This is a genomic window from Massilia sp. PWRC2 (assembly GCF_049896725.1).
In the GTDB taxonomy this organism is placed as follows: Bacteria; Pseudomonadota; Gammaproteobacteria; order Burkholderiales; family Burkholderiaceae_D; genus JAFCUW01.
On sequence record NZ_JAFCUW010000005.1, the window covers coordinates 164,793 to 182,921 of the forward strand.

Annotated in this window: 18 protein-coding genes and 4 tRNA genes; 16 read left to right on the plus strand and 6 right to left on the minus strand. The window is 63.4% G+C overall.

The window, feature by feature from the left end:
• Positions 1–30: 30 nt before the first annotated feature.
• The 15 genes from ACP7BZ_RS12010 (at position 31) to ACP7BZ_RS12080 (ending at position 9,591) form a co-directional block, all read left to right on the plus strand.
• On the plus strand, positions 31–444 hold the full coding sequence (locus tag ACP7BZ_RS12010) for a DUF4845 domain-containing protein (protein ID WP_426113366.1): 414 nt from the start codon (positions 31–33) through the stop codon (positions 442–444).
• 28 nt (positions 445–472) lie between these two features.
• On the plus strand, positions 473–1,327 hold the full coding sequence (gene rnc, locus ACP7BZ_RS12015) for a ribonuclease III (protein ID WP_426113368.1): 855 nt from the start codon (positions 473–475) through the stop codon (positions 1,325–1,327).
• On the plus strand, positions 1,324–2,259 hold the full coding sequence (gene era, locus ACP7BZ_RS12020) for a GTPase Era (RefSeq protein ID WP_426113370.1): 936 nt from the start codon (positions 1,324–1,326) through the stop codon (positions 2,257–2,259). The genes rnc and era overlap by 4 nt, the downstream gene beginning before the upstream one ends.
• The gene (recO, locus tag ACP7BZ_RS12025) at positions 2,225–3,103 is read left to right on the plus strand and encodes a DNA repair protein RecO (RefSeq protein ID WP_426113372.1); all 879 of its coding nucleotides are present in this window, start codon (positions 2,225–2,227) and stop codon (positions 3,101–3,103) included. The genes era and recO overlap by 35 nt, the downstream gene beginning before the upstream one ends.
• A 19-nt stretch (positions 3,104–3,122) precedes the next feature.
• Positions 3,123–3,899 (plus strand): pyridoxine 5'-phosphate synthase, encoded by a 777-nt coding sequence (gene pdxJ / locus ACP7BZ_RS12030; RefSeq protein WP_426113374.1) that lies wholly within the window; start codon positions 3,123–3,125, stop codon positions 3,897–3,899.
• Positions 3,900–3,904: 5 nt separating this feature from the next.
• Complete coding sequence (gene acpS, locus ACP7BZ_RS12035) at positions 3,905–4,300, plus strand: holo-ACP synthase (protein WP_426113376.1); 396 nt, start codon at positions 3,905–3,907, stop codon at positions 4,298–4,300.
• Between the two features lie 10 nt (positions 4,301–4,310).
• On the plus strand, positions 4,311–6,209 hold the full coding sequence (gene uvrC, locus ACP7BZ_RS12040; protein ID WP_426113378.1) for an excinuclease ABC subunit UvrC: 1,899 nt from the start codon (positions 4,311–4,313) through the stop codon (positions 6,207–6,209).
• Between the two features lie 203 nt (positions 6,210–6,412).
• Positions 6,413–6,997, plus strand: coding sequence for a CDP-diacylglycerol--glycerol-3-phosphate 3-phosphatidyltransferase (gene pgsA, locus ACP7BZ_RS12045; protein WP_426113380.1), 585 nt, complete (start codon positions 6,413–6,415; stop codon positions 6,995–6,997).
• Positions 6,998–7,087: 90 nt separating this feature from the next.
• Positions 7,088–7,163 (plus strand) — tRNA-Gly (locus ACP7BZ_RS12050).
• Positions 7,164–7,236: 73 nt separating this feature from the next.
• A tRNA-Gly gene (locus tag ACP7BZ_RS12055) sits at positions 7,237–7,312 on the plus strand.
• 83 nt (positions 7,313–7,395) lie between these two features.
• A tRNA-Gly gene (locus ACP7BZ_RS12060) sits at positions 7,396–7,471 on the plus strand.
• Positions 7,472–7,554: 83 nt separating this feature from the next.
• Positions 7,555–7,628: transfer RNA gene (locus tag ACP7BZ_RS12065), tRNA-Cys, on the plus strand.
• 132 nt (positions 7,629–7,760) lie between these two features.
• Positions 7,761–8,090 carry a hypothetical protein gene (locus ACP7BZ_RS12070; RefSeq protein ID WP_426113382.1) on the plus strand — a complete coding sequence of 110 codons (330 nt, stop codon included), beginning with the start codon at positions 7,761–7,763 and terminating at the stop codon, positions 8,088–8,090.
• Positions 8,091–8,404: 314 nt separating this feature from the next.
• Positions 8,405–9,223 (plus strand): hypothetical protein, encoded by an 819-nt coding sequence (locus tag ACP7BZ_RS12075; RefSeq protein ID WP_426113383.1) that lies wholly within the window; start codon positions 8,405–8,407, stop codon positions 9,221–9,223.
• Between the two features lie 182 nt (positions 9,224–9,405).
• A complete protein-coding gene (locus ACP7BZ_RS12080; protein WP_426113385.1) occupies positions 9,406–9,591 on the plus strand; it encodes a hypothetical protein in 186 nt (61 codons plus the stop codon).
• 66 nt (positions 9,592–9,657) lie between these two features.
• On the opposite strand, the gene ACP7BZ_RS12085 is transcribed toward ACP7BZ_RS12080, so the two are convergent.
• Together ACP7BZ_RS12085 and ACP7BZ_RS12090 are read right to left on the minus strand one after the other, a co-directional pair.
• On the minus strand, positions 9,658–10,641 hold the full coding sequence (locus ACP7BZ_RS12085; RefSeq protein WP_426113387.1) for an aldo/keto reductase: 984 nt from the start codon (positions 10,639–10,641) through the stop codon (positions 9,658–9,660).
• A gap of 168 nt (positions 10,642–10,809) precedes the next feature.
• The gene (locus ACP7BZ_RS12090; protein WP_426113389.1) at positions 10,810–12,339 is read right to left on the minus strand and encodes a CoA-acylating methylmalonate-semialdehyde dehydrogenase; all 1,530 of its coding nucleotides are present in this window, start codon (positions 12,337–12,339) and stop codon (positions 10,810–10,812) included.
• 109 nt (positions 12,340–12,448) lie between these two features.
• Here ACP7BZ_RS12090 and ACP7BZ_RS12095 point away from each other — a divergent pair, with 109 nt between their 5' ends.
• Positions 12,449–13,405: a LysR family transcriptional regulator gene (locus tag ACP7BZ_RS12095; RefSeq protein ID WP_426113391.1), complete on the plus strand. Its 957-nt coding sequence runs from the start codon at positions 12,449–12,451 to the stop codon at positions 13,403–13,405.
• Here ACP7BZ_RS12095 and yjfF read toward each other — a convergent pair.
• From yjfF to ACP7BZ_RS12115, 4 genes are read right to left on the minus strand one after another with little or no spacing between them, the layout of a single operon-like run.
• Positions 13,397–14,380, minus strand: a complete 984-nt coding sequence (yjfF, locus tag ACP7BZ_RS12100; protein ID WP_426113393.1) for a galactofuranose ABC transporter, permease protein YjfF — start codon at positions 14,378–14,380, stop codon at positions 13,397–13,399. The two genes, ACP7BZ_RS12095 and yjfF, sit on opposite strands and share 9 nt — an antisense overlap.
• Complete coding sequence (locus ACP7BZ_RS12105; RefSeq protein WP_426113395.1) at positions 14,377–15,471, minus strand: ABC transporter permease; 1,095 nt, start codon at positions 15,469–15,471, stop codon at positions 14,377–14,379. The genes yjfF and ACP7BZ_RS12105 overlap by 4 nt, the downstream gene beginning before the upstream one ends.
• Positions 15,468–16,994 carry a sugar ABC transporter ATP-binding protein gene (locus ACP7BZ_RS12110; RefSeq protein WP_426113397.1) on the minus strand — a complete coding sequence of 509 codons (1,527 nt, stop codon included), beginning with the start codon at positions 16,992–16,994 and terminating at the stop codon, positions 15,468–15,470. The genes ACP7BZ_RS12105 and ACP7BZ_RS12110 overlap by 4 nt, the downstream gene beginning before the upstream one ends.
• Before the next feature lie 9 nt (positions 16,995–17,003).
• Positions 17,004–17,966: an ABC transporter substrate-binding protein gene (locus ACP7BZ_RS12115; RefSeq protein ID WP_426113399.1), complete on the minus strand. Its 963-nt coding sequence runs from the start codon at positions 17,964–17,966 to the stop codon at positions 17,004–17,006.
• Positions 17,967–18,129: the final 163 nt, after the last annotated feature.

The following is an 18,129-nucleotide window of genomic DNA, read 5'->3' on the forward strand; positions in this document are numbered from 1 at the left end:
TCATTGACTCATCTGGTAAAGGGGTATTTGATGCACACATCGACCTTGCTTGTTTCCCTGCGCAAACAGCGTGGTATTTCGCTGACGGGCTTGATTTTCGTGCTGGCCTTGCTTGGCTTCATCGGCGTGACGGGCATGAAAGTATTTCCAGCTTTGCTCGAATACAAGTCATCGACCGACGCCATCAAGGCAGCCAAGGCCACCAATGGCACGCCGGAGGAGATGCGTCAAAGCTTTAACCGCTTTGCGGACATCAATCGCATCGACTCGATTACTGGCAAGGATTTGCTGATCAGCAAGGAAACTGGCGACACGGAAGTCAGTTTTGCCTACCAAAAGAAAATTCCCCTGTTCGCCAATGCGAGCCTGCTGCTCGACTTTGCTTCTACCACCGCCCGCAGCGGCATCAACCCGGCGGCGGCGGCAGCGGCCGATCCCAAATAGAAACCTGGAATAAGCGACACTGATCACGATGAATTTAACGTTATTGCAATCCCGCTTGGCTTACACGTTCCAGGATGCTGGCCTGTTGCAGCAAGCCTTGACGCATCGCAGCCACAGCAGCTTGCATAATGAACGCCTCGAGTTTCTGGGTGATTCGGTGTTGAACTGCGTGGTCGCCTCGGTGCTCTACGAGCGCTTTGGCAGCATCGACGAAGGCGACCTGTCGCGCCTGCGGGCCAATTTGGTCAAGCAACAGTCGCTGTATGAAATTGCGCAAAAGCTGGAACTGTCGCAATTCCTGCGGTTGGGCGAGGGCGAGCTCAAATCGGGCGGCTTTCGGCGCCCGTCGATCCTGGCCGACACCCTCGAAGCGCTGCTGGGAGCGATTTTTCTCGACAGTGGTTTTGAGGCGGCGCGCACGGTGATCCGGGCGTTTTATATCCCCATTCTCGATTCGGTCGATCCGCGCACGCTGGGCAAGGATGCCAAAACCCTGCTCCAGGAATTCTTGCAGAGCAAGAAAATCTCGCTGCCCACTTACAATGTCGTCGCCACCCATGGCGCCGCCCACAGCCAGGAATTCGAGATCGAATGCCTGGTGCCAAAACTCAATATCCAGGTCTACGGCCGTGGCGGCAGCCGCCGCGCGGGCGAACAGGCCGCCGCCAAGCTGGCGCTGGAAGTGGCGGAGCAAGCCCTTCTGAAGAGCCCGGCGGCAGCGCGCAAGGCCAAGCCCCGTGCGGCCCAGCTCAAGCTGGCCGGTATTGCCACCATCCAGACCGACGGCGCCGTCGACAGCACCCCCGAGCCCAGGCCCAAAGCCCACGGCAACATCGACGGCAAGACCGCCCCACACCCGCATCCAGAATCGAAGCCGGCATGAACACCTCCAGTACTGACACCAGCAATACCAGCAACCCCGACAGCAGCACCGATAACTTCCGCTGTGGGTATATCGCCATCGTCGGCCGTCCGAATGTGGGCAAGTCGACCCTGATGAACGTCTTGATCGGCGCCAAGGTGTCGATCACCTCGCGCAAGGCGCAGACCACGCGCCACCGCATCACCGGCATCCAGACCGTCGACGATGCCCAGTTTATCTATGTCGACACCCCGGGTTTTCAGACGCGGCACTCGAACGCGCTGAATAAAACGCTCAATAAAACCGTCACCAACACGCTCATTTCTGCCGACGTCATTTTGTATCTGGTGGAGGCGGGCACCTTTGGTCCGGCCGATCAGCAAGTGGTCGACCTGTTGCCCAACGAAGTGCCGGTGATCCTGGTGATCAACAAGTCCGATCGCGTCAAGGACAAGGCGGCGCTGATGCCGTTTGCCCAGCAGATCGCCGCCAAGCACAATTTTGCCGCCATCGTCCCCGTCTCGGCCAAGCTGCGCTTCCAGGTCGACGCCCTGCAGGAAGAAATCAAGCGCCGGCTGCCGGAGAACGCGCCCATCTTCGGACCCGATGACATCACCGATCGCAGCGAGAAATTCCTGGCTGCCGAAATCGTGCGCGAAAAAGTGTTCCGTCTGGTGGGCGATGAATTGCCCTACACCAGCACAGTGATCATCGAACAGTTCGAACAGGAAGGCGACCTGCGGCGTATTTTCGCCGCCGTGCTGGTCGAGCGCGACACCCATAAAGCCATGTTGATCGGTAATAAAGGGGCGCGCCTGAAAGAGATTTCCACGCAGTCGCGGCTGGATATGGAAAAATTATTTGGCGGCCCCGTGTACCTGGAAATCTGGGTCAAGGTGAAGTCGGGCTGGGCCGATAATGAAGCGGGCCTGCGCGCCTACGGTTACGAATAAAGCGAGCAAGGCCGTGGCCACGCGCCTGGACCAGAGCGCTGCCGGCGCTGCCCTGACCGTAGCCCGGACGGCCACCACGGCCCCGCTGGCCGCAGCGCCAGCGCCGCCACGGCGGCCCCGCGCGCTGCCGCGCGACCGCATCAATGGCCAGCCTGGCTTTGTCCTGCACAGCTACCCGTACAAAGAAACCAGCCTGATCGTCGACCTGTTCACGCGCGATTTCGGCCGCATCGGTGTGGTCGCCAAGGGCGCCAAGCGGCCCCATTCCAAGCTGCGCGGCGTACTGCAGACCTTTCAGCCGCTGTCGAGCTCCTGGAGCGGGCGCAACGAGCTGCGCACCCTGATCGACGCCGAGTGGGTCGGTGGCATGTTGCCGCTCGAACGTAACGCCTTGCTGTGCGGCTTTTACCTCAATGAACTGCTGGTCAAACTACTGGCGCGCGACGATCCCCATCCGGCCCTGTTCGACCAGTACGTCGATACCCTCAATCAGCTGGCCCACAATGAACCGGCACAAGTGGTCTTGAGAAAATTCGAACGGGCCTTACTTAAGGAGACAGGGGTCGCTGCCAATCTGTCCCGTTGCGCGCCGTCTGGCGAAGCGGTGGTGGCGGGGGTGGAGTACGTCGTCGATCCCGAGCGCGGGCCGCGACTGGCCGCGGCGGCACCGAGTGGCTGGCCGGTAGTCGATGGCCGCACTCTGCTCGATATCGAGGCCAACCGCTACGAGGAGCCGCAGACCCAGGCGCAAAGCAAGTTGCTGATGCGTTTTCTGCTGGCCCACCAGCTCGGTGGCGCTCCCCTTAACACGCGCCAGATCCTCATCGATTTGATGCAGCTTTAACGACCATGAAAGAATCACCATGAGCTTTCTTCAGCCTGCCGGCGCCGTCATCGACCTCGGCGTCAATATCGACCATGTCGCCACCTTGCGCAATGCCCGTGGCACCATCTATCCGGATCCGCTGCGCGCGGCCCTGCTGGCCGAGCAGGCGGGCGCCGACGTCATCACCCTGCACCTGCGCGAAGACCGCCGCCACATCAAGGATGCCGATGTGATCGCCATCCGCCCGCAGCTGATGACGCGCATGAACCTGGAAGCGGCAGTGACCCAGGAAATGATCGATTTTGCCTGCACGATCCGCCCCCAGGATGTCTGCCTGGTGCCGGAGCGGCGCGAAGAAGTCACCACCGAGGGCGGGCTCGACGTGGTGCGCTATTACCGCCAGGTGGAGGCGGCCATCAAGCAGCTGCAGGGCGAGGGCATTCGCGTGAGCCTGTTCATCGATGCCGATGAAGCGCAGATCAGCGCTGCCGCCGAACTGGGCGCAGCGGTGATCGAATTGCACACGGGGCGGTATGCCGATGCTGACGGCGCCGTGCTGGCTGCCGAACTGGAACGGATCCGTGTCGGCGCCCGCTTTGCCGTCGCCCGCGGCCTGAAGGTCAATGCGGGGCACGGCCTGCATTACAGCAATGTGCAGGCGATCGCTGCGCTGGACGATATCGGTGAACTCAATATCGGTCACGCCATCGTCGCCCATGCGGTGTTTGCCGGTTTTGAAAATGCGGTGCGCGAAATGAAGGCGATCATGGTAGCGGCCCGGCTCGGCCTGCACGCGGGCAGGATCGGCGGGTGAGTGCGATGGCGATTTACGGCATCGGCACCGACATCGTGCAGATCGGCCGCATCGAAGCGGCGCTCAGCCGTAACGAGCGCTTTGCCGAAAAGGTGCTGGGACCGCAGGAGCTGGAAAAATTCAGCCGGCGGCGCGCCAAGAATGCCTTGCGCGGCCTGCGCTTTCTGGCGACCCGGTTTTCTGCCAAGGAAGCGTTTTCCAAGGCGATCGGTCTGGGCATGCACATGCCGATGACCTGGCGCAGCTGCCAGATTCTCAACGAAGCCGGTGGCAAGCCGGTGATCGTTTGCAGCGGTGCCCTTGAACAATTTATGCAGCAACAGCAGCTCAGTGCCCAGGTGACCATCAGCGACGAGGCCGAATACGGCGTCGCCTTCGTCATCGTCACCCGCCACGGCTGAAGAGGAAAGCATGTCCGACGTCCCAGAAATTGCGCCGGCGCCGCCGGCCGCTGCCAGCGCCGCGCCCGCCCCCCGCGCACAGGTACTGGCCACGGTGGCCAAGCTGCCCGCGCTGCCGGGCGTGTACCGCTATTTCGATGCCAATGATGCGGTGCTGTACGTCGGCAAGGCGAGGAATCTGAAAAACCGCGTCTCCAGTTATTTCCAGAAAAATCTGTCGAGTCCGCGCATCGCCCTGATGGTCGAGCGCATCGCCCGGCTGGAAACGACGGTCACGCACAGCGAGGCCGAAGCGCTGATTCTCGAATCGAACCTGATCAAGACGCTCAAGCCGCGCTACAACATCCTGTTTCGCGACGATAAATCGTATCCCTATTTAAAAATCACCGGCGGCGCCGTGCCGCGCATGGCGTATTACCGCGGTGCGCTGGACAAGAAGAACCAGTATTTTGGACCCTTTCCCAGCGCGTGGGCGGTCAAGGAATCGATGCAAATCCTGCAAAAGGTGTTCCGCCTGCGCACCTGCGAGGACAGCGTCTATTCGAACCGCACGCGGCCCTGCCTGCTGCACCAGATCGGCCGTTGTAGCGGGCCGTGCGTCAAGTTGATCGACGAAGCCGATTACCAGCGCGACGTCGACAATGCCGGTAAATTCCTGCGCGGCCGCCAGACCGAAGTGATGGCCGACCTCGATGCCAAGATGCACGGCTTTGCCGCCGAGCTCAAATTCGAGCAGGCCGCCGCCGTGCGCAATCAGATCCAGTCGCTGGCGCGCGTGCTGCACCAGCAAAGCATGGAAACGACCGGCGACGCCGATGTCGACATCATCGCCGTGGTGGTGCAGGGCGGACGCGCCTGCGTCAACCTGGCCATGGTACGCGGCGGCCGTCACCTCGGTGACCGCGCCTACTTTCCCACCCAGGTGGCTGAGGCGATTGGCGAAGAGAGCATCGACGTCGAAGTGGTGGCGGCCTTCATGGCCCAGCATTACACCGACAAATTCATTCCTTCCTGCCTGATCCTGAACATCGAGTTCGACCAGCCGGCGCTGATGGTCGCCCTGCAGGAGCAGTGCGGGCACCGCATCAACCTGATTTTTCAGCCGCAGGGGCAGCGCCGCCAGTGGCTCGAGCTGGCGCAAAAGAACGCCGATATTTCGCTGGCCCGCTTGCTCTCCGAACAGGGGTCGCAACAGTCGCGCACGCGCGCGCTGGCCGAGGCGCTGGCGCTGGACGGGGCCGACCTCGACAGCCTGCGCATCGAGTGTTTCGACATCAGTCACACGATGGGTGAAGCGACCCAGGCCTCGTGCGTGGTATTCCACCACCACGCCATGCAGAACGGCGAATACCGGCGCTACAACATCAACGACATCACGCCCGGCGATGATTACGCTGCCATGCGCCAGGTGTTGATGCGGCGCTATGAAAAAATCGCCGCCGCCATGGCCACCGGCGACGCCGTCATGCCCGACATCGTGCTGATCGATGGCGGCAAGGGCCAGATTGAAATGGCGCGCCAGGTGTTTGCCGAGCTGGGCCTCGACATCAGCCTGATCGTCGGCGTCGCCAAGGGGGAGGGCCGGCGGGTGGGCCTGGAAACCTTGCTGTTCGTCGATGGCCGGCCGGCGCAGGAACTGGGCAAGGAATCGGCGGCGCTGATGCTGGTGGCGCTCATTCGCGACGAGGCGCACCGCTTCGCCATCACCGGCATGCGCGCCAAGCGCGCCAAGACGCGCCAGACCTCGCGCCTGGAAGAGATCGAGGGCATCGGCGCCAAGCGCCGCCAGCGCCTGCTGGCGCGCTTTGGCGGGCTGCGCGGGGTGGTCGACGCCAGCGTGGAAGACCTCACTTCGGTCGAGGGTATCTCGACGCAACTGGCGGAAGAAATTTATCGTCAGCTTCATTGAAGACCGCCGCTGCGCCCGCCAATGGCTCGTGCGAGTGCGCTGTACAAGCGCGAACTGGTTTAAACGGCAAGAGCGCGGTAGACTAGCGGCGCAAGCGTTTTCAACAATCATCGGCTCACCTAGTCGTGCGGCGGCGCAGCATGCCGCGATGTCGCCGCGAGCCACGTTTTTTTGCTTTTCGTACCGCTCAACCAGCTCACCCTATGCCTTTTAACATTCCCATTCTGCTGACCTGGCTGCGGGTTGCCCTGATTCCCCTGGTAGTTGGCGTCTACTACCTGCCGATCCACTGGCTGCCGCGCTCCGACCAGGACCTGGCCGCCACTCTGGTGTTCATCATTGCCGCCGTCACCGACTGGTTCGACGGTTTCCTCGCGCGCCGCTGGAACCAGACCTCCGCCTTCGGCGCCTTCCTTGACCCGGTAGCCGACAAGCTGATGGTCGCCGGCGCGCTGCTGGTGCTGGTCCATCTCGACCGTGTCGACCATTTCATTGCCTTCATCATCATCGGCCGTGAGATCGCCATTTCCGCCCTGCGCGAGTGGATGGCGCAGATTGGCGCCTCACGCTCGGTTGCCGTCAGTTCGCTGGGCAAGATCAAGACCGCCATGCAAATGACGGCCATCCCCATGCTGCTGTTTCACGACATCGTCTGGGGTTGGATTGACACCCAGTTGCTGGGCGAAGCATTCATGATTGTCGCTGCCGTGCTAACGGTATGGTCGATGTTTTATTATTTGCGCCTGGCGTGGCCGATGATCAAAGAGAAGGGCGGCGCCCCGCTGTAAGAGGCGGGCGGCGGCCGCCAAAAAAACATCGGCGGCCATCGCCTTGACAGCGCTGTCAGATGATCTATAATGCGTGCCTGTTGTGACGAAGCGGGAGTAGCTCAGTTGGTAGAGCGCAACCTTGCCAAGGTTGAGGTCGAGAGTTCGAGACTCTTCTCCCGCTCCAAAATAACAGAAACGTTGTACAGGTTGTCCTTGGAAATAAACATCTTTTCTGCGATAATCGTTGTCTTGCAAATGCGGGAGTAGCTCAGTTGGTAGAGCGCAACCTTGCCAAGGTTGAGGTCGAGAGTTCGAGACTCTTCTCCCGCTCCAGTGTTTTTACTGGTGCGTATGCAAGATAAAAATGTGGTAAGTGTAGTAAATAAAATAAACGAAGTAAATAGTTAGGCTCCAATGCGGGAGTAGCTCAGTTGGTAGAGCGCAACCTTGCCAAGGTTGAGGTCGAGAGTTCGAGACTCTTCTCCCGCTCCAGAATTCTACAGAGGGAAGCCTGGCTTCCCTTTTTGTTGAGGCGCGCCAAACAGGGCGTTTCATATGCAGTTAGTATCATCTCTGGCGAGGTAGCAAAGAGGTTATGCAGCGGCCTGCAAAGCCGTTTAGACGGGTTCGATTCCCGTCCTCGCCTCCATAAAATCAATGACTTAGCTGATTCTGAGCTAGTCTGAGCAGGGTTGGCACCACACGAAAAGTGTGGTGCACCATACCCCAAACAACCATTTGGTCGTTCACCCGCTCCGCTGGCAGCCATACCATCGGGAGTATGGCGTCGATCAAAAAAACTCCCTCCGGCAGTTTCCAGATCAGGATCACCAGCAAGCTGTTGCCGAAAGCTTGCTGGGCGACCTTCGATACGTATGAACAGGCCGACAGTTATGCCCGGCAGCTCGAGGGCTTGCTGGCGCAGGGCGTTGTCCCGGCATCGCTGCTGACGACGAACAGGAGAGCGCGCGAAACATGGAGTGTGCCCCGCTGCGTCGCCAAGTACATCCGCCACAATGACGTGCCCCTGTCCGACGTGAAGCTGCTCGACACCGTCGTGCCAACGATGCAGATGCTGAACACTTCCGGACTGACGTACGACTGGGCCTAGGCCTGGGTGCGCCAGATGAAGCGTGAAGGCAACCTGGCGCCGTCGACTATCCGCCACCGTGTCGGCGCGCTGTCACGCTGTTTTGACTGGCTCACGCGCAAGCACGCGGAGTTGCTGCCGCAAAATCCGCTGAAATTGCTCAGGCGCGGTTACCTACTCGGACGAGGACCGGCGCCATCTGGAGGCCCTTGGAAGGGTCGCCAAGCACGATGTGGAGCGAGACCGCAAGAGCATGCTGGGGAGCAGGTTTATAGGGGCAGTGCTTGTCATAGCGCTTGGACCCGGCGTCAAACCACGACAGGCAATCGCTGGCGATGACCGCACACAGCGCCGTTTTGTTACTGCACGGATTGCACGAAAAATGTAACCGCGTTCCCATGCGTGCTGATTTGACAGCCGCGCGCGCGAATACGACGATGGAAACACAGCGGCGCCTTCGCGCCTTGCACCAGCAACGCCAATTCACCACAGTCGATGCAGTCAACTTCGGGGAGCCGCGCATGAGCAACGATCCGTTCATTGAAATCATCAATCAACTGCTGCAAGGCCTGGTCAGCCAGCTCAATGGCCAGCTCGGTGCGGCCATACGGGGGGGGGACCCTCTCCAGAACGTTGCATCGGGCTCGGCCAGCATCGGCATCGGCACGGCACATTATGCCGTGTCCCACCTCACCGGCGTGTCGTCGGTGCAGCTGCAGGATATGGTTGTCAGCAAGCTGACGCCGTCTGCCACCAGCATCACCGGTGAGCTCAACTTCCACGCGGTACTGACCAGCGCGCTCGCGGCAAATGCCGGCGGCGACCTGCGCGTGCTGTTCGCCAACCCCGGCATTTCAGGCAGCCTGCGCATCGACAATCCCACTGTCGCCGGCAGCGCGGCGTTCGAGGCGTCGGTCAACGGCGACCAGCTGTGCCTGAACAGCGTCTCTGGCATGAGCGCCCATTTCAGTTACGGCAGTGCCAGCATCTGGATCAACGGCCTGGGTCCTCTCAACCACCTGCTCGCGCCGCTGGAAAACCTGATTCTCGATGCAGCCAAGGGCGCCATCGGCGACTTGATCTCGTCGCAAATCAACAGCCTCGTGGGTGCGCAGATCAGCAGCTTGCTGCCGCATCGGGTGACGATTCAATGACGCTGCGCATCGAACCGCTGGCCCGCAGCCCTGGCAGCGCCGACCCGCGATCCGGCGAGGCAGTATTGCAAGTGGCGCTGGCGCCCCAGCAGCGCTTCAACTGCTGCTGTGGCTGTATCACCTGGGCGCCGCCGGCGGTTTATAGCGATACCTTATGACGGTAAGAGACGCTGGCTTGGCGCATGCGATACCCCGACCTGGCCAACGCCGATGGGGCGGCGCTGGCCAATCTGCTCAAGGGCCTGGGCGCGGCGGCCGCCGAAGTGCAGAGCGCATTGGTGGCGATCGGCTACACCCTGGCGCAGGTGAAGGACTGGGTTGGCGCTGCCTTTGGCTGCGCCGTCAACCAGGCGTCCAACCTGCTGTAATGAGGGCCGCTGGCGGCCATCAGCATGCGTAGCGAGCGCACACCGCCAGCGACGCGCAGCTGCGGTTCAGTATGGCCCGCGAATGGCGTCATGCACATCGCTGCGGTAGAGCGCGGCCAGCGCCTGCTGCAGGGCCGCCGGCAGGGGCGCCACGCTGGCAGCGGCAACGTTGGCGTGCACCTGCTCGGGCCGGCTGGCACCGGGGATCACCACCGAGACGGCCGGGTGGTCGAGAATCCAGCGCAGCGCCATCTGCGCCATGGTCATCCCGGCCGGCACCAGTGCGGCCAGCTGTTCGGTGGCGGCGATGCCCGTTTCCAGGGGCAGGCCGGCAAAGGTTTCGCCGACGTTGAACAGGGCGCCGTCGCGGTTGAAATTGCGGTGGTCGTCGTCGCCAAAGGTGGTGCTGCGCGTGATCATGCCGCTTAGCAGGCCGCTGGCCAGCGGCAGCCGCACGATGATGGCCACCCCCTGCGCCGCCGCACGGGGCAACAGGACCTCGGCCGGTTTTTGGCGAAAGATGTTGAAGATGATTTGTAGCGAGCTCAGCTCGCTTTGCTCGAGGCATAGCATGGCTTCATCGACCGACTCGACGCTGGCACCCCAGCGGCGGATCAAACCGGCCTGCTGCAGCTCGCGCAGCCAGTCGAATACGTGGCCCTGGCGCAGCACCGCGGTGGGTACGCAGTGCAGCTGGGTCAGGTCGAGGCAGTCGAGCTGCAGCCGTTCGAGCGAGCGCAGGGTGGCTTCGCGCAGCGCCTCGCGGGTGTAGTGGTCGGGGTAGATGCCGGCGCGGCCGAGCTTGCTTGCGACGACCAGGCTGCCATCGCGCTGCTGTTGCAAGAAACGGCCGATCGAACGCTCGCTGGCGCCATCGCCGTAGACATCGGCGGTGTCGATGAAGCGCACGCCACTGTCGTACGCTGCTTGCAGGATGTGTTGGGCGATATCGTCGTCCCAGTGCTTGTTCCAGCCGCCGCCCAGCTGCCAGCAGCCCAATCCAATTTCTGGCACGCGCAAGCCGGCGCGGCCCCAATTTCGCTGTTGCATCACTCCCCCCCAGGGTTGCCGTGTTATTTAAAAAGATAAGATTACCTGAACGATAATTTGGCGGGAAGGGCCGATGCATCATGTAGGGATGCACAAATGCGACAGGCACCGTGCGGTGTCTGTCGCATTGTTGCTTAAGTCAATCGTATTACTGACCAGACAGCGCCTTTATTTCGATACCGGCATGGCGAAGTCAGCACCCGTGCGGATGCCATTCGGCCAGCGCTGCATGACCGATTTCTGCCGCGTGTAAAAGCGCACGCCATCTTCGCCATACGCGCAGGTGTCGCCAAAGTTGCTTCGCTTCCAGCCGCCGAAGCCATGCCAGGCCATCGGCACCGGCAGCGGCACATTGATCCCCACCATGCCCACTTCGATGTGGCGGGCAAATTCGCGCGCCGTGTGGCCGTCATTGGTGTAGCAGGCCACGCCGTTGGCAAATTCATGGGCGTTGACCAGCGCCACCGCCTCGTCGAAACTGGCCACGCGCACGCAACTGAGCACGGGTCCAAAGATTTCTTCGCGGTAGATGCGCATGTCGGCGGTCACATGGTCGAACAGCGTCGGGCCCGTAAAAAAGCCGTCTTCGCAGCCAGCCACCGTGAACTGGCGGCCATCGACCACCAGCGTGGCGCCTTCGGCGACGCCGCTGTCGACATAGCCTTCGACGCGCAGCTTCGCTTCGCGGGTCACCAGTGGCCCCATTTCGGCGCTGCCATCCATGCCGTCGCCCACCTTCAGCAAGCGCGCGCGCTGCGCCAGCAGGGCCACCACCTGGTCGCCGATGGCGCCCACCAGCACCGCCACCGAGATCGCCATGCAGCGCTCGCCCGCCGAGCCGTAGGCCGCGCCCATCAGGGCATCGACTACCTGCTCGGGATCGGCATCGGGCATCACCACCATGTGGTTCTTGGCGCCGCCCAGCGATTGCGCGCGCTTGCCGTGGCGCGCCGCGCCTTCCTGGATGTATTGGGCAATCGGCGTCGAGCCGACAAAGCTGATTGCCTTGACGTCAGGGTGTTCGAGCAGGGCGTCGACCGCCGTCTTGTCACCCTGGATGACGTTGAAGACGCCCGCTGGCAGCCCCGCTTCGGTGAGCAGGTCGGCCATGAACAGGGCGGCGCTGGGATCGCGCTCGCTGGGCTTGAGAATAAAGCTGTTGCCGGCGGCGATGGCGATGGGGAACATCCAGCATGGCACCATGCACGGAAAATTGAAGGGGGTGATGCCGGCGACCACGCCGAGCGGCTGGCGCAGGGTCCAGTTGTCCATGCCGGTGCTGACCTGGTCGGTGAAGGCGCCCTTGAGCAGTTGCGGAATCCCGCAGGCAAACTCAATGATGTCGATGCCGCGCGAGACTTCGCCCTGGGCATCGGCAAACACCTTGCCGTGTTCGGCCGTGATGATCGCCGCCAGCGTGTCGCGCTGCTCGTTCATCAGTTGCAGGAAGCGGTTCATCACGCGCGCGCGGCGGATCGGGGGCATGTCGCCCCATTCGCGTGCGCTGGCGCGGGCAATCCGCACGGCGTCGTTGACTTCGTCGGTGCTGGCCAAGGCCACCTGGCGCGCGACCGCGCCGGAGGCCGGGTTGTAGACCGCCTGCGTGCGCCCGCTGCTGCCAGCGATGCGCTGCCCGCCCACGTGGTGGCCGACCAGGGCGTCGCTGGTGTACGGTGTGATCGATGTGCTGCTGTTCATGGCGCGGTCCTGTCAGTCAATGTGAATACACTATTCTGCGAGCTGGGACGAGGCTGGTCAATCCGGTTACACTTGATTCATTGTTCGCTTGAACTTGACAATCAACGCCATGGAATCCAAACAAATTGCCGCCCTGTGGTTGCATATACACTCGCTCGGGGTGCTCGCCGCCAGTGGCACCTTTACTGCGGCGGCGCAGCGCCTCGGCATCACCAAGTCGGCCATGAGCCTGCGCATCGCGGAACTGGAACGGGGCGCCGGGGTGGCACTGGTCCAGCGCACCACCCGCAGCGTGCGCTTGACCGAGGCGGGCCAGCAGCTGGTCGACGCCACCGTCGCCCCATTTGCCAGCATCGAGCATGGCTTTGCCAGCGTGCGCGACCTGGCGGCCGCGCCCAGCGGGGTGCTCAGCGTGACCGCGCCGGTAGCGCTGGGACGCCAGCAACTGGTGCCGCGCATGGCGGCGTTCCTGCGCCAGTATCCGCAGGTGCGCATCGAACTGGAGTTGTCCGACCGCTTGAGTTCACTGGCGCGCGATGGCTTTGATTTGGCGATCCGCCATGCCGATGTCGCCCCCGATACCCACGTCGCCTGGACCCTGTGCGACAGCGCCGCCGTGCTGGTCGCTTCGCGTGCCTATCTGCGCCAGCACGGCACGCCCGCCGCGCCGGCCGACCTGGCCGATCACGCCTGCCTGCCATATCTGCGGCGCGGCGATACCCCCAGCTGGCGTTTCGAACCGCTGCGCGGCAAAGGTGCCCACGTCAGTGTGGCGGTCAGCGGCGTCTTTTCGACGAATAACAGCGAAGCGCTGCGCGATGCCGCCCAGGGTGGCCTGGGGATTGCGCTGCTGCCCGACTTTAGCGCGCAGGCGGCGCTGGCCAGCGGCAAGCTGGTGGCGCTGCTGCCGGGCTGGCGGCCGGTGGGGGCGTTCGGGCAGCGCCTGTTTGCACTGCGTCCCTACAGCCAGTACGTGCCGCGCGCGGTGCGCGCGTACGTCGACTTTCTGCGCGCCGAACTGCAGGACGGTTTTGTCATGCCGGCGTCGCCGGCGTCCTCAAGCTGACGGTTGGCTGGCGCCCAGCAGGCGCTGCACCACGCAAAACACAAACAGCAGGGCGCCGATGACGATCTTGGTCCACCACGAGCTGAGGGTGCCGTCGAAGGCGATCAGGGTTTGTATGACGCCCAGCACCAGTACCCCTGACAGGGCGCCGGCGATGTATCCATAGCCGCCGGCCAGCAGGATGCCGCCGATGACCACCGCCGCAATCGCATCGAGTTCGGCGCCATGCGCATGCAAGCCATAGCCCGACAGCATATAAAAGGCGAACAGCACACCGGCGCCGGCCGCGCACAAGCCGCTCAATCCATACACCAGCACCCGCGTGCGGCCGACGGCCATGCCCATCATCAGCGCCGACTGCTCGCTGCCGCCGATAGCGTAGACGGCGCGGCCGAAGGCGCTGTATTGCGCCAGCCAGACGGCGCCGGCCAGCAGCAGCAGCGCCACCAGCGCGCCGGGCGAAATAAAACCGCCCGGCAGCGCCAGCTGGCTGCGCGACATGGCAACGAACAGCGGGTCGTCGATGGTGATCGATTCGATGCTGACCAGGTAGCACAGCCCGCGCGCGAGGAACATGCCGGCCAGCGTGACGATGAACGCTTGCAGCCGAAAATAATGGATCAGCGCTCCCATCGCCGCGCCAAAGCCCGCCCCCAGCAGCAGCACCACGGCGATCACCAGCGGCGCCGGCCAGTGCGCTACCTGCAGCAGCGCCGCGCACAGCATGGTCGCCAGGGCCAGCACCGCGCCCACCGACAGGTCGATGCCGCCCGAGAGAATCACAAAGCCCATGCCGACCGCCAGCAGCACCAGGTAGGCATTGTCGATCAACAGGTTGTAGAGAACCTGGCTGGACAGAAAACCAGGGTAGGCGAGGCCGCCGGCGATGACGATCACCAGCAGCAGCAGCAGCGTCACCAGCGAGGTGAAATACGCAGAAGCGGGCCAGGCGCGCACGCGGGCGAGGGCGTTCATGACACGCTCCCGGTCGTCAACAGATGGCGCAACTGGGCCGACTGCGACAGACACACCAGGAACACCACCACTGCCTTGACCACCATGTTCACTTCGGGCGGCACACCCAGCGCGTAAATCGTATAGGTCAAGGTCTGGATGATCAGCGCGCCGATCACGCTGCCGCCCAGGCTGAAACGGCCGCCCGCCAGCAGGGTGCCGCCGAGGGTGACGGCGAGGATGGCATCGAGTTCGAGCAGCAGGCCGGCGTTATTGGCGTCGGCGCTCTTGATGTTCGAGCAGATCATCAGGCCGGCCACGCCGGCGCACAAGCTGCAAAAGAGGTAGACGAAAAAGGTCAGGGCGGCGGTGCGCACGCCGGCCAGCCGCGCCGCCACCGGATTGAGACCGATCGCCTCGATGAACAGGCCCAGCGCGGTTTTATGCACTAGCAGCGCGGTCGCTGCCAGTACCACGGCGACGATCGACAGCGAAAACGGCAGGCCACCCAGATACCCGCTGCCGATAAAAAAGAACGGTCGATAGTAGACGGTGATGATCTGGCCGTCCGACAGCAGTTGCGCCAGCCCGCGTCCGCCCACCATCAAGATCAGGGTGGCGACGATCGGTTGCAGCTTCAGACCGGCCACCAGCAAGCCGTTCCAGGCACCGCACAGCAGCGCCGCGCCGAGGGCGGCGGCCAGGGCCCAGCCCATTGGCACGCGGCTGGCAGCGCCGCTGGCGCCGCCGGCCACCATGGCGCCGCCGATCAGCATGGCTGCCACGCTGCCCGACAGGGCGACCACGGCGCCCACTGAAATATCGATGCCGCGCGTGGCGATCACCAGCGTCATGCCGATCGCTGCCAGCATCAGCGGCGCGGCGCGGTTGGCGATGTCGATCAGGCTGCCGTACAGGTGGCCATCGCGGATGGTCAGGTCGAAAAAGCCGGGCACCAGCAGCAGGTCGATCAGCAGCAGCGCCGCCAGCGCCACCAGCGCTCGCGCCAGCCGGTGCTGCAGGTGGCGTGACGCGCTTGCAGTCCAGCCGGCGCTGAACCTGGCAGTCCATTTCGCCAAGGTGCGTGGCTGGCTCACGACGGCGCCGCTCATGCCGGCTGCGCCGCGATGGCGTGCAGCACGCTCGATTCGTCGAGCTCACCGCGCACATAGCTGCCGCGCGCCTGGCGGTCGCGCAGCACGATCATGCGGTCGGACCAGCGCAGCACTTCCGGCAGTTCCGACGAAATGAACAGCACCGCCATGCCGTCGCCGCACAGGCGGCAAACGAACGCCATGATTTCCAGCTTGGCCTGGACGTCGATGCCGCGCGTCGGTTCATCGAGAATCAGCAGGGCAGGGGCGGTCGCCAGGGCGCGCGCCAGCAGGGCTTTTTGCTGGTTACCGCCCGACAGCGTGCCGATGGGCGTATCGATGCTGGCAGTCTTGATGCCGAGGCGCTCGACATACTCGCGCGCCAGCGCCTGCTGGCGGCGCAGCGGAATCGGCCGCAGCATGCCGCGCTTGGCTTGCAGCGCCAGCATCAGATTGTCGCGCACCGACAGTTCGAGGATCGCCCCTTCGCGCTTGCGGTCTTCCGAACAGAAGCCGATACCATGTGCAATCGCTTCGCGCGGCGCGGCAAACGGCTGCGCGCGGCCATGTATGTCGATGCTGCCGCCATCGGCGCGGTCGGCGCCGAACAGCAGGCGCGCCGTCTCGGTGCGGCCGGAGCCGAGCAGGCCGCACAGGCCCAGCATCTCACCGCGGCGGATGTCGATATCGAGTGGCGCCAGCATGCCTTTTTTTGTCAGGCCGCGCGCGCGCAGCAGGATCGGCGCCGCGTCGCTGCCAGCGGCTGGCGCAAAACCCGGTAAGGCCGGCGTCAGCGGCGCCGCCACCGTTCCCACCATCTTGTTCACCAGCGCCAGCCGGGTCAGGTCACGGACGCGGTATTCGCCTTCGCGCTCGCCATTGCGCATGACGGTGATGCGGTCGGAGATGGCGTAGGTCTGTTCCAGAAAATGGGTGACGAACAGGATCGCCATGCCTTGATCGCGCAAGCGGCGCAGCACGCCAAAGAGCAGCTGCACTTCGGCTTCATCCAGGCTGGAAGTTGGTTCATCGAGAATGAGCACGCGCGCCGAGGTGGCCAGCGCGCGGCCGATCGCCACCAGCTGCTGTAGCGCCAGCGGTAAGCGCGCCAGCGGCGCGCTGACGTCGATGTCGAGCCGCAGCTGCGCCAGCACGATGCGTGCGTGGCGCCGCATGGCGCCCCAGTCGAGCATGCCGAAGCGGCGCGGATAGCGGCCGATGAACAGGTTTTCGGCGACCGACAGGTTGGGGCACAGGTTCACTTCCTGATACACGGTGCTGATGCCGAGCGCCTGCGCCGCTTGCGGCGAACGGGGGGCGATCGGCACGCCATCGAGCAACATGCTGCCGCGCTCGGGGGGGGACAGACCCGTGAGCACCTTGATCAGGGTCGATTTGCCGGCACCGTTCTGTCCCATCAGCGTGTGCACTTCGCCGGCATACAGGTTCAGGCCGGCGCCAGACAAGGCTTGCACGCCGGGAAATTGCTTGTCGATGCCGGCCAGCGCCAGCACGGGCGCTGCCTGGTGGGGCTGAACCATGGCAACGCCTCAGTAGCGGCGGTTGGGAAATTCCCTGGCGGCCTGCTCGGCTGGGAACACCCCCTCGACCACGGTGATGCGTTTCGGCACGGGTTTGCCGGCCACCACATCGCGGGCAATTTGCATCAACTGCGGACCCAGCAGGGGATTGCACTCGATCGTCACATTCAGTTTGCCCGCCATCATTGCCTCGAACGCCCCTTTGACGCCATCGATGGAAATGATCAGGATGTCCTTGCCCGGCTTCATGCCGGCTTCTTCGATGGCCTGGATGGCGCCGATCGCCATGTCGTCGTTGTGGGCATACAGCACATTGATGTTGTTGCCCTGCGCTTTCAAAAACGCCTCCATCACTTCCTTGCCTTTGGCGCGGGTAAAGTCGCCGGTCTGCGAGCGGATGATGGTCAGATTCGGATTGCCCTTGATGACTTCGGCAAAGCCGGCCTTGCGGTCGATCGCCGGCGCCGAGCCGACCGTGCCTTGCAGCTCGACGATATTGTATTTCTTGCCCGGCGTTTTGGCCGCCTGCTGCAGCAGCCAGCGCGCCGCCAGCCGGCCTTCTTCGACGAAGTCCGAGCCGATGAAGGTGGTGTAGAGCGACTTGTCGGTGACGTTGACGGCGCGGTCGGTGAGGATCACGGGAATCTTGGCGGCCTTCGCTTCGCGCAGCACCGTCTCGAAGCCCGACTCGACCACCGGCGAAAAGGCGATGACGTCGACCCGCTGGGCGATAAAGGAGCGGATCGCCTTGACCTGGTTTTCCTGTTTTTGCTGGGCATCGGCAAATTTCAGGTTGACCCCGTCCTTGCCGGCGGCCTCCTTGATCGACGCCGTATTGGCCGTGCGCCACTCGCTCTCCGCGCCCACCTGGGAAAACCCCATGGTCAGCGGGGTAGCGCCCAGTGCGGGCAAACAGGTGGCGGCGGCAGCGCTGGCGGCCAGGCGCAACATCGTTCTGCGGGTAACTACCATGGTGTGTCTCCTTTATTTTTTGTACAACAATCTTAGGAGGCCGCCCGATCACCGTCCAATCACAATTTTCGCCGGGTGGATGCCACTTCCGGTATCGGCGTGCTTTTTTGCACGCTGCCACTGGCAGGCGAAAAATCGCGTCTTGATGGCTGGTTGAGGCAGC

Bases quoted from the DNA above. Each gene is read 5' to 3' on its own strand.
- ACP7BZ_RS12095 (WP_426113391.1), top strand. From the start codon at position 12,449: ATGGAATCCAAACAAATTGCCGCCCTGTGGTTGCATATACACTCGCTC.
- pdxJ (WP_426113374.1), top strand. From the start codon at position 3,123: ATGAGCTTTCTTCAGCCTGCCGGCGCCGTCATCGACCTCGGCGTCAAT.
- ACP7BZ_RS12010 (WP_426113366.1), top strand. From the start codon at position 31: ATGCACACATCGACCTTGCTTGTTTCCCTGCGCAAACAGCGTGGTATT.
- rnc (WP_426113368.1), top strand. From the start codon at position 473: ATGAATTTAACGTTATTGCAATCCCGCTTGGCTTACACGTTCCAGGAT.
- ACP7BZ_RS12090 (WP_426113389.1), bottom strand. From the start codon at position 12,339: ATGAACAGCAGCACATCGATCACACCGTACACCAGCGACGCCCTGGTC.
- ACP7BZ_RS12080 (WP_426113385.1), top strand. From the start codon at position 9,406: ATGCGATACCCCGACCTGGCCAACGCCGATGGGGCGGCGCTGGCCAAT.
- ACP7BZ_RS12075 (WP_426113383.1), top strand. From the start codon at position 8,405: ATGACCGCACACAGCGCCGTTTTGTTACTGCACGGATTGCACGAAAAA.
- ACP7BZ_RS12085 (WP_426113387.1), bottom strand. From the start codon at position 10,641: ATGCAACAGCGAAATTGGGGCCGCGCCGGCTTGCGCGTGCCAGAAATT.
- yjfF (WP_426113393.1), bottom strand. From the start codon at position 14,380: ATGAACGCCCTCGCCCGCGTGCGCGCCTGGCCCGCTTCTGCGTATTTC.
- ACP7BZ_RS12070 (WP_426113382.1), top strand. From the start codon at position 7,761: ATGGCGTCGATCAAAAAAACTCCCTCCGGCAGTTTCCAGATCAGGATC.
- pgsA (WP_426113380.1), top strand. From the start codon at position 6,413: ATGCCTTTTAACATTCCCATTCTGCTGACCTGGCTGCGGGTTGCCCTG.
- recO (WP_426113372.1), top strand. From the start codon at position 2,225: ATGAAGCGGGCCTGCGCGCCTACGGTTACGAATAAAGCGAGCAAGGCC.
- era (WP_426113370.1), top strand. From the start codon at position 1,324: ATGAACACCTCCAGTACTGACACCAGCAATACCAGCAACCCCGACAGC.
- ACP7BZ_RS12105 (WP_426113395.1), bottom strand. From the start codon at position 15,471: ATGAGCGGCGCCGTCGTGAGCCAGCCACGCACCTTGGCGAAATGGACT.
- ACP7BZ_RS12115 (WP_426113399.1), bottom strand. From the start codon at position 17,966: ATGGTAGTTACCCGCAGAACGATGTTGCGCCTGGCCGCCAGCGCTGCC.
- acpS (WP_426113376.1), top strand. From the start codon at position 3,905: ATGGCGATTTACGGCATCGGCACCGACATCGTGCAGATCGGCCGCATC.
- ACP7BZ_RS12110 (WP_426113397.1), bottom strand. From the start codon at position 16,994: ATGGTTCAGCCCCACCAGGCAGCGCCCGTGCTGGCGCTGGCCGGCATC.
- uvrC (WP_426113378.1), top strand. From the start codon at position 4,311: ATGTCCGACGTCCCAGAAATTGCGCCGGCGCCGCCGGCCGCTGCCAGC.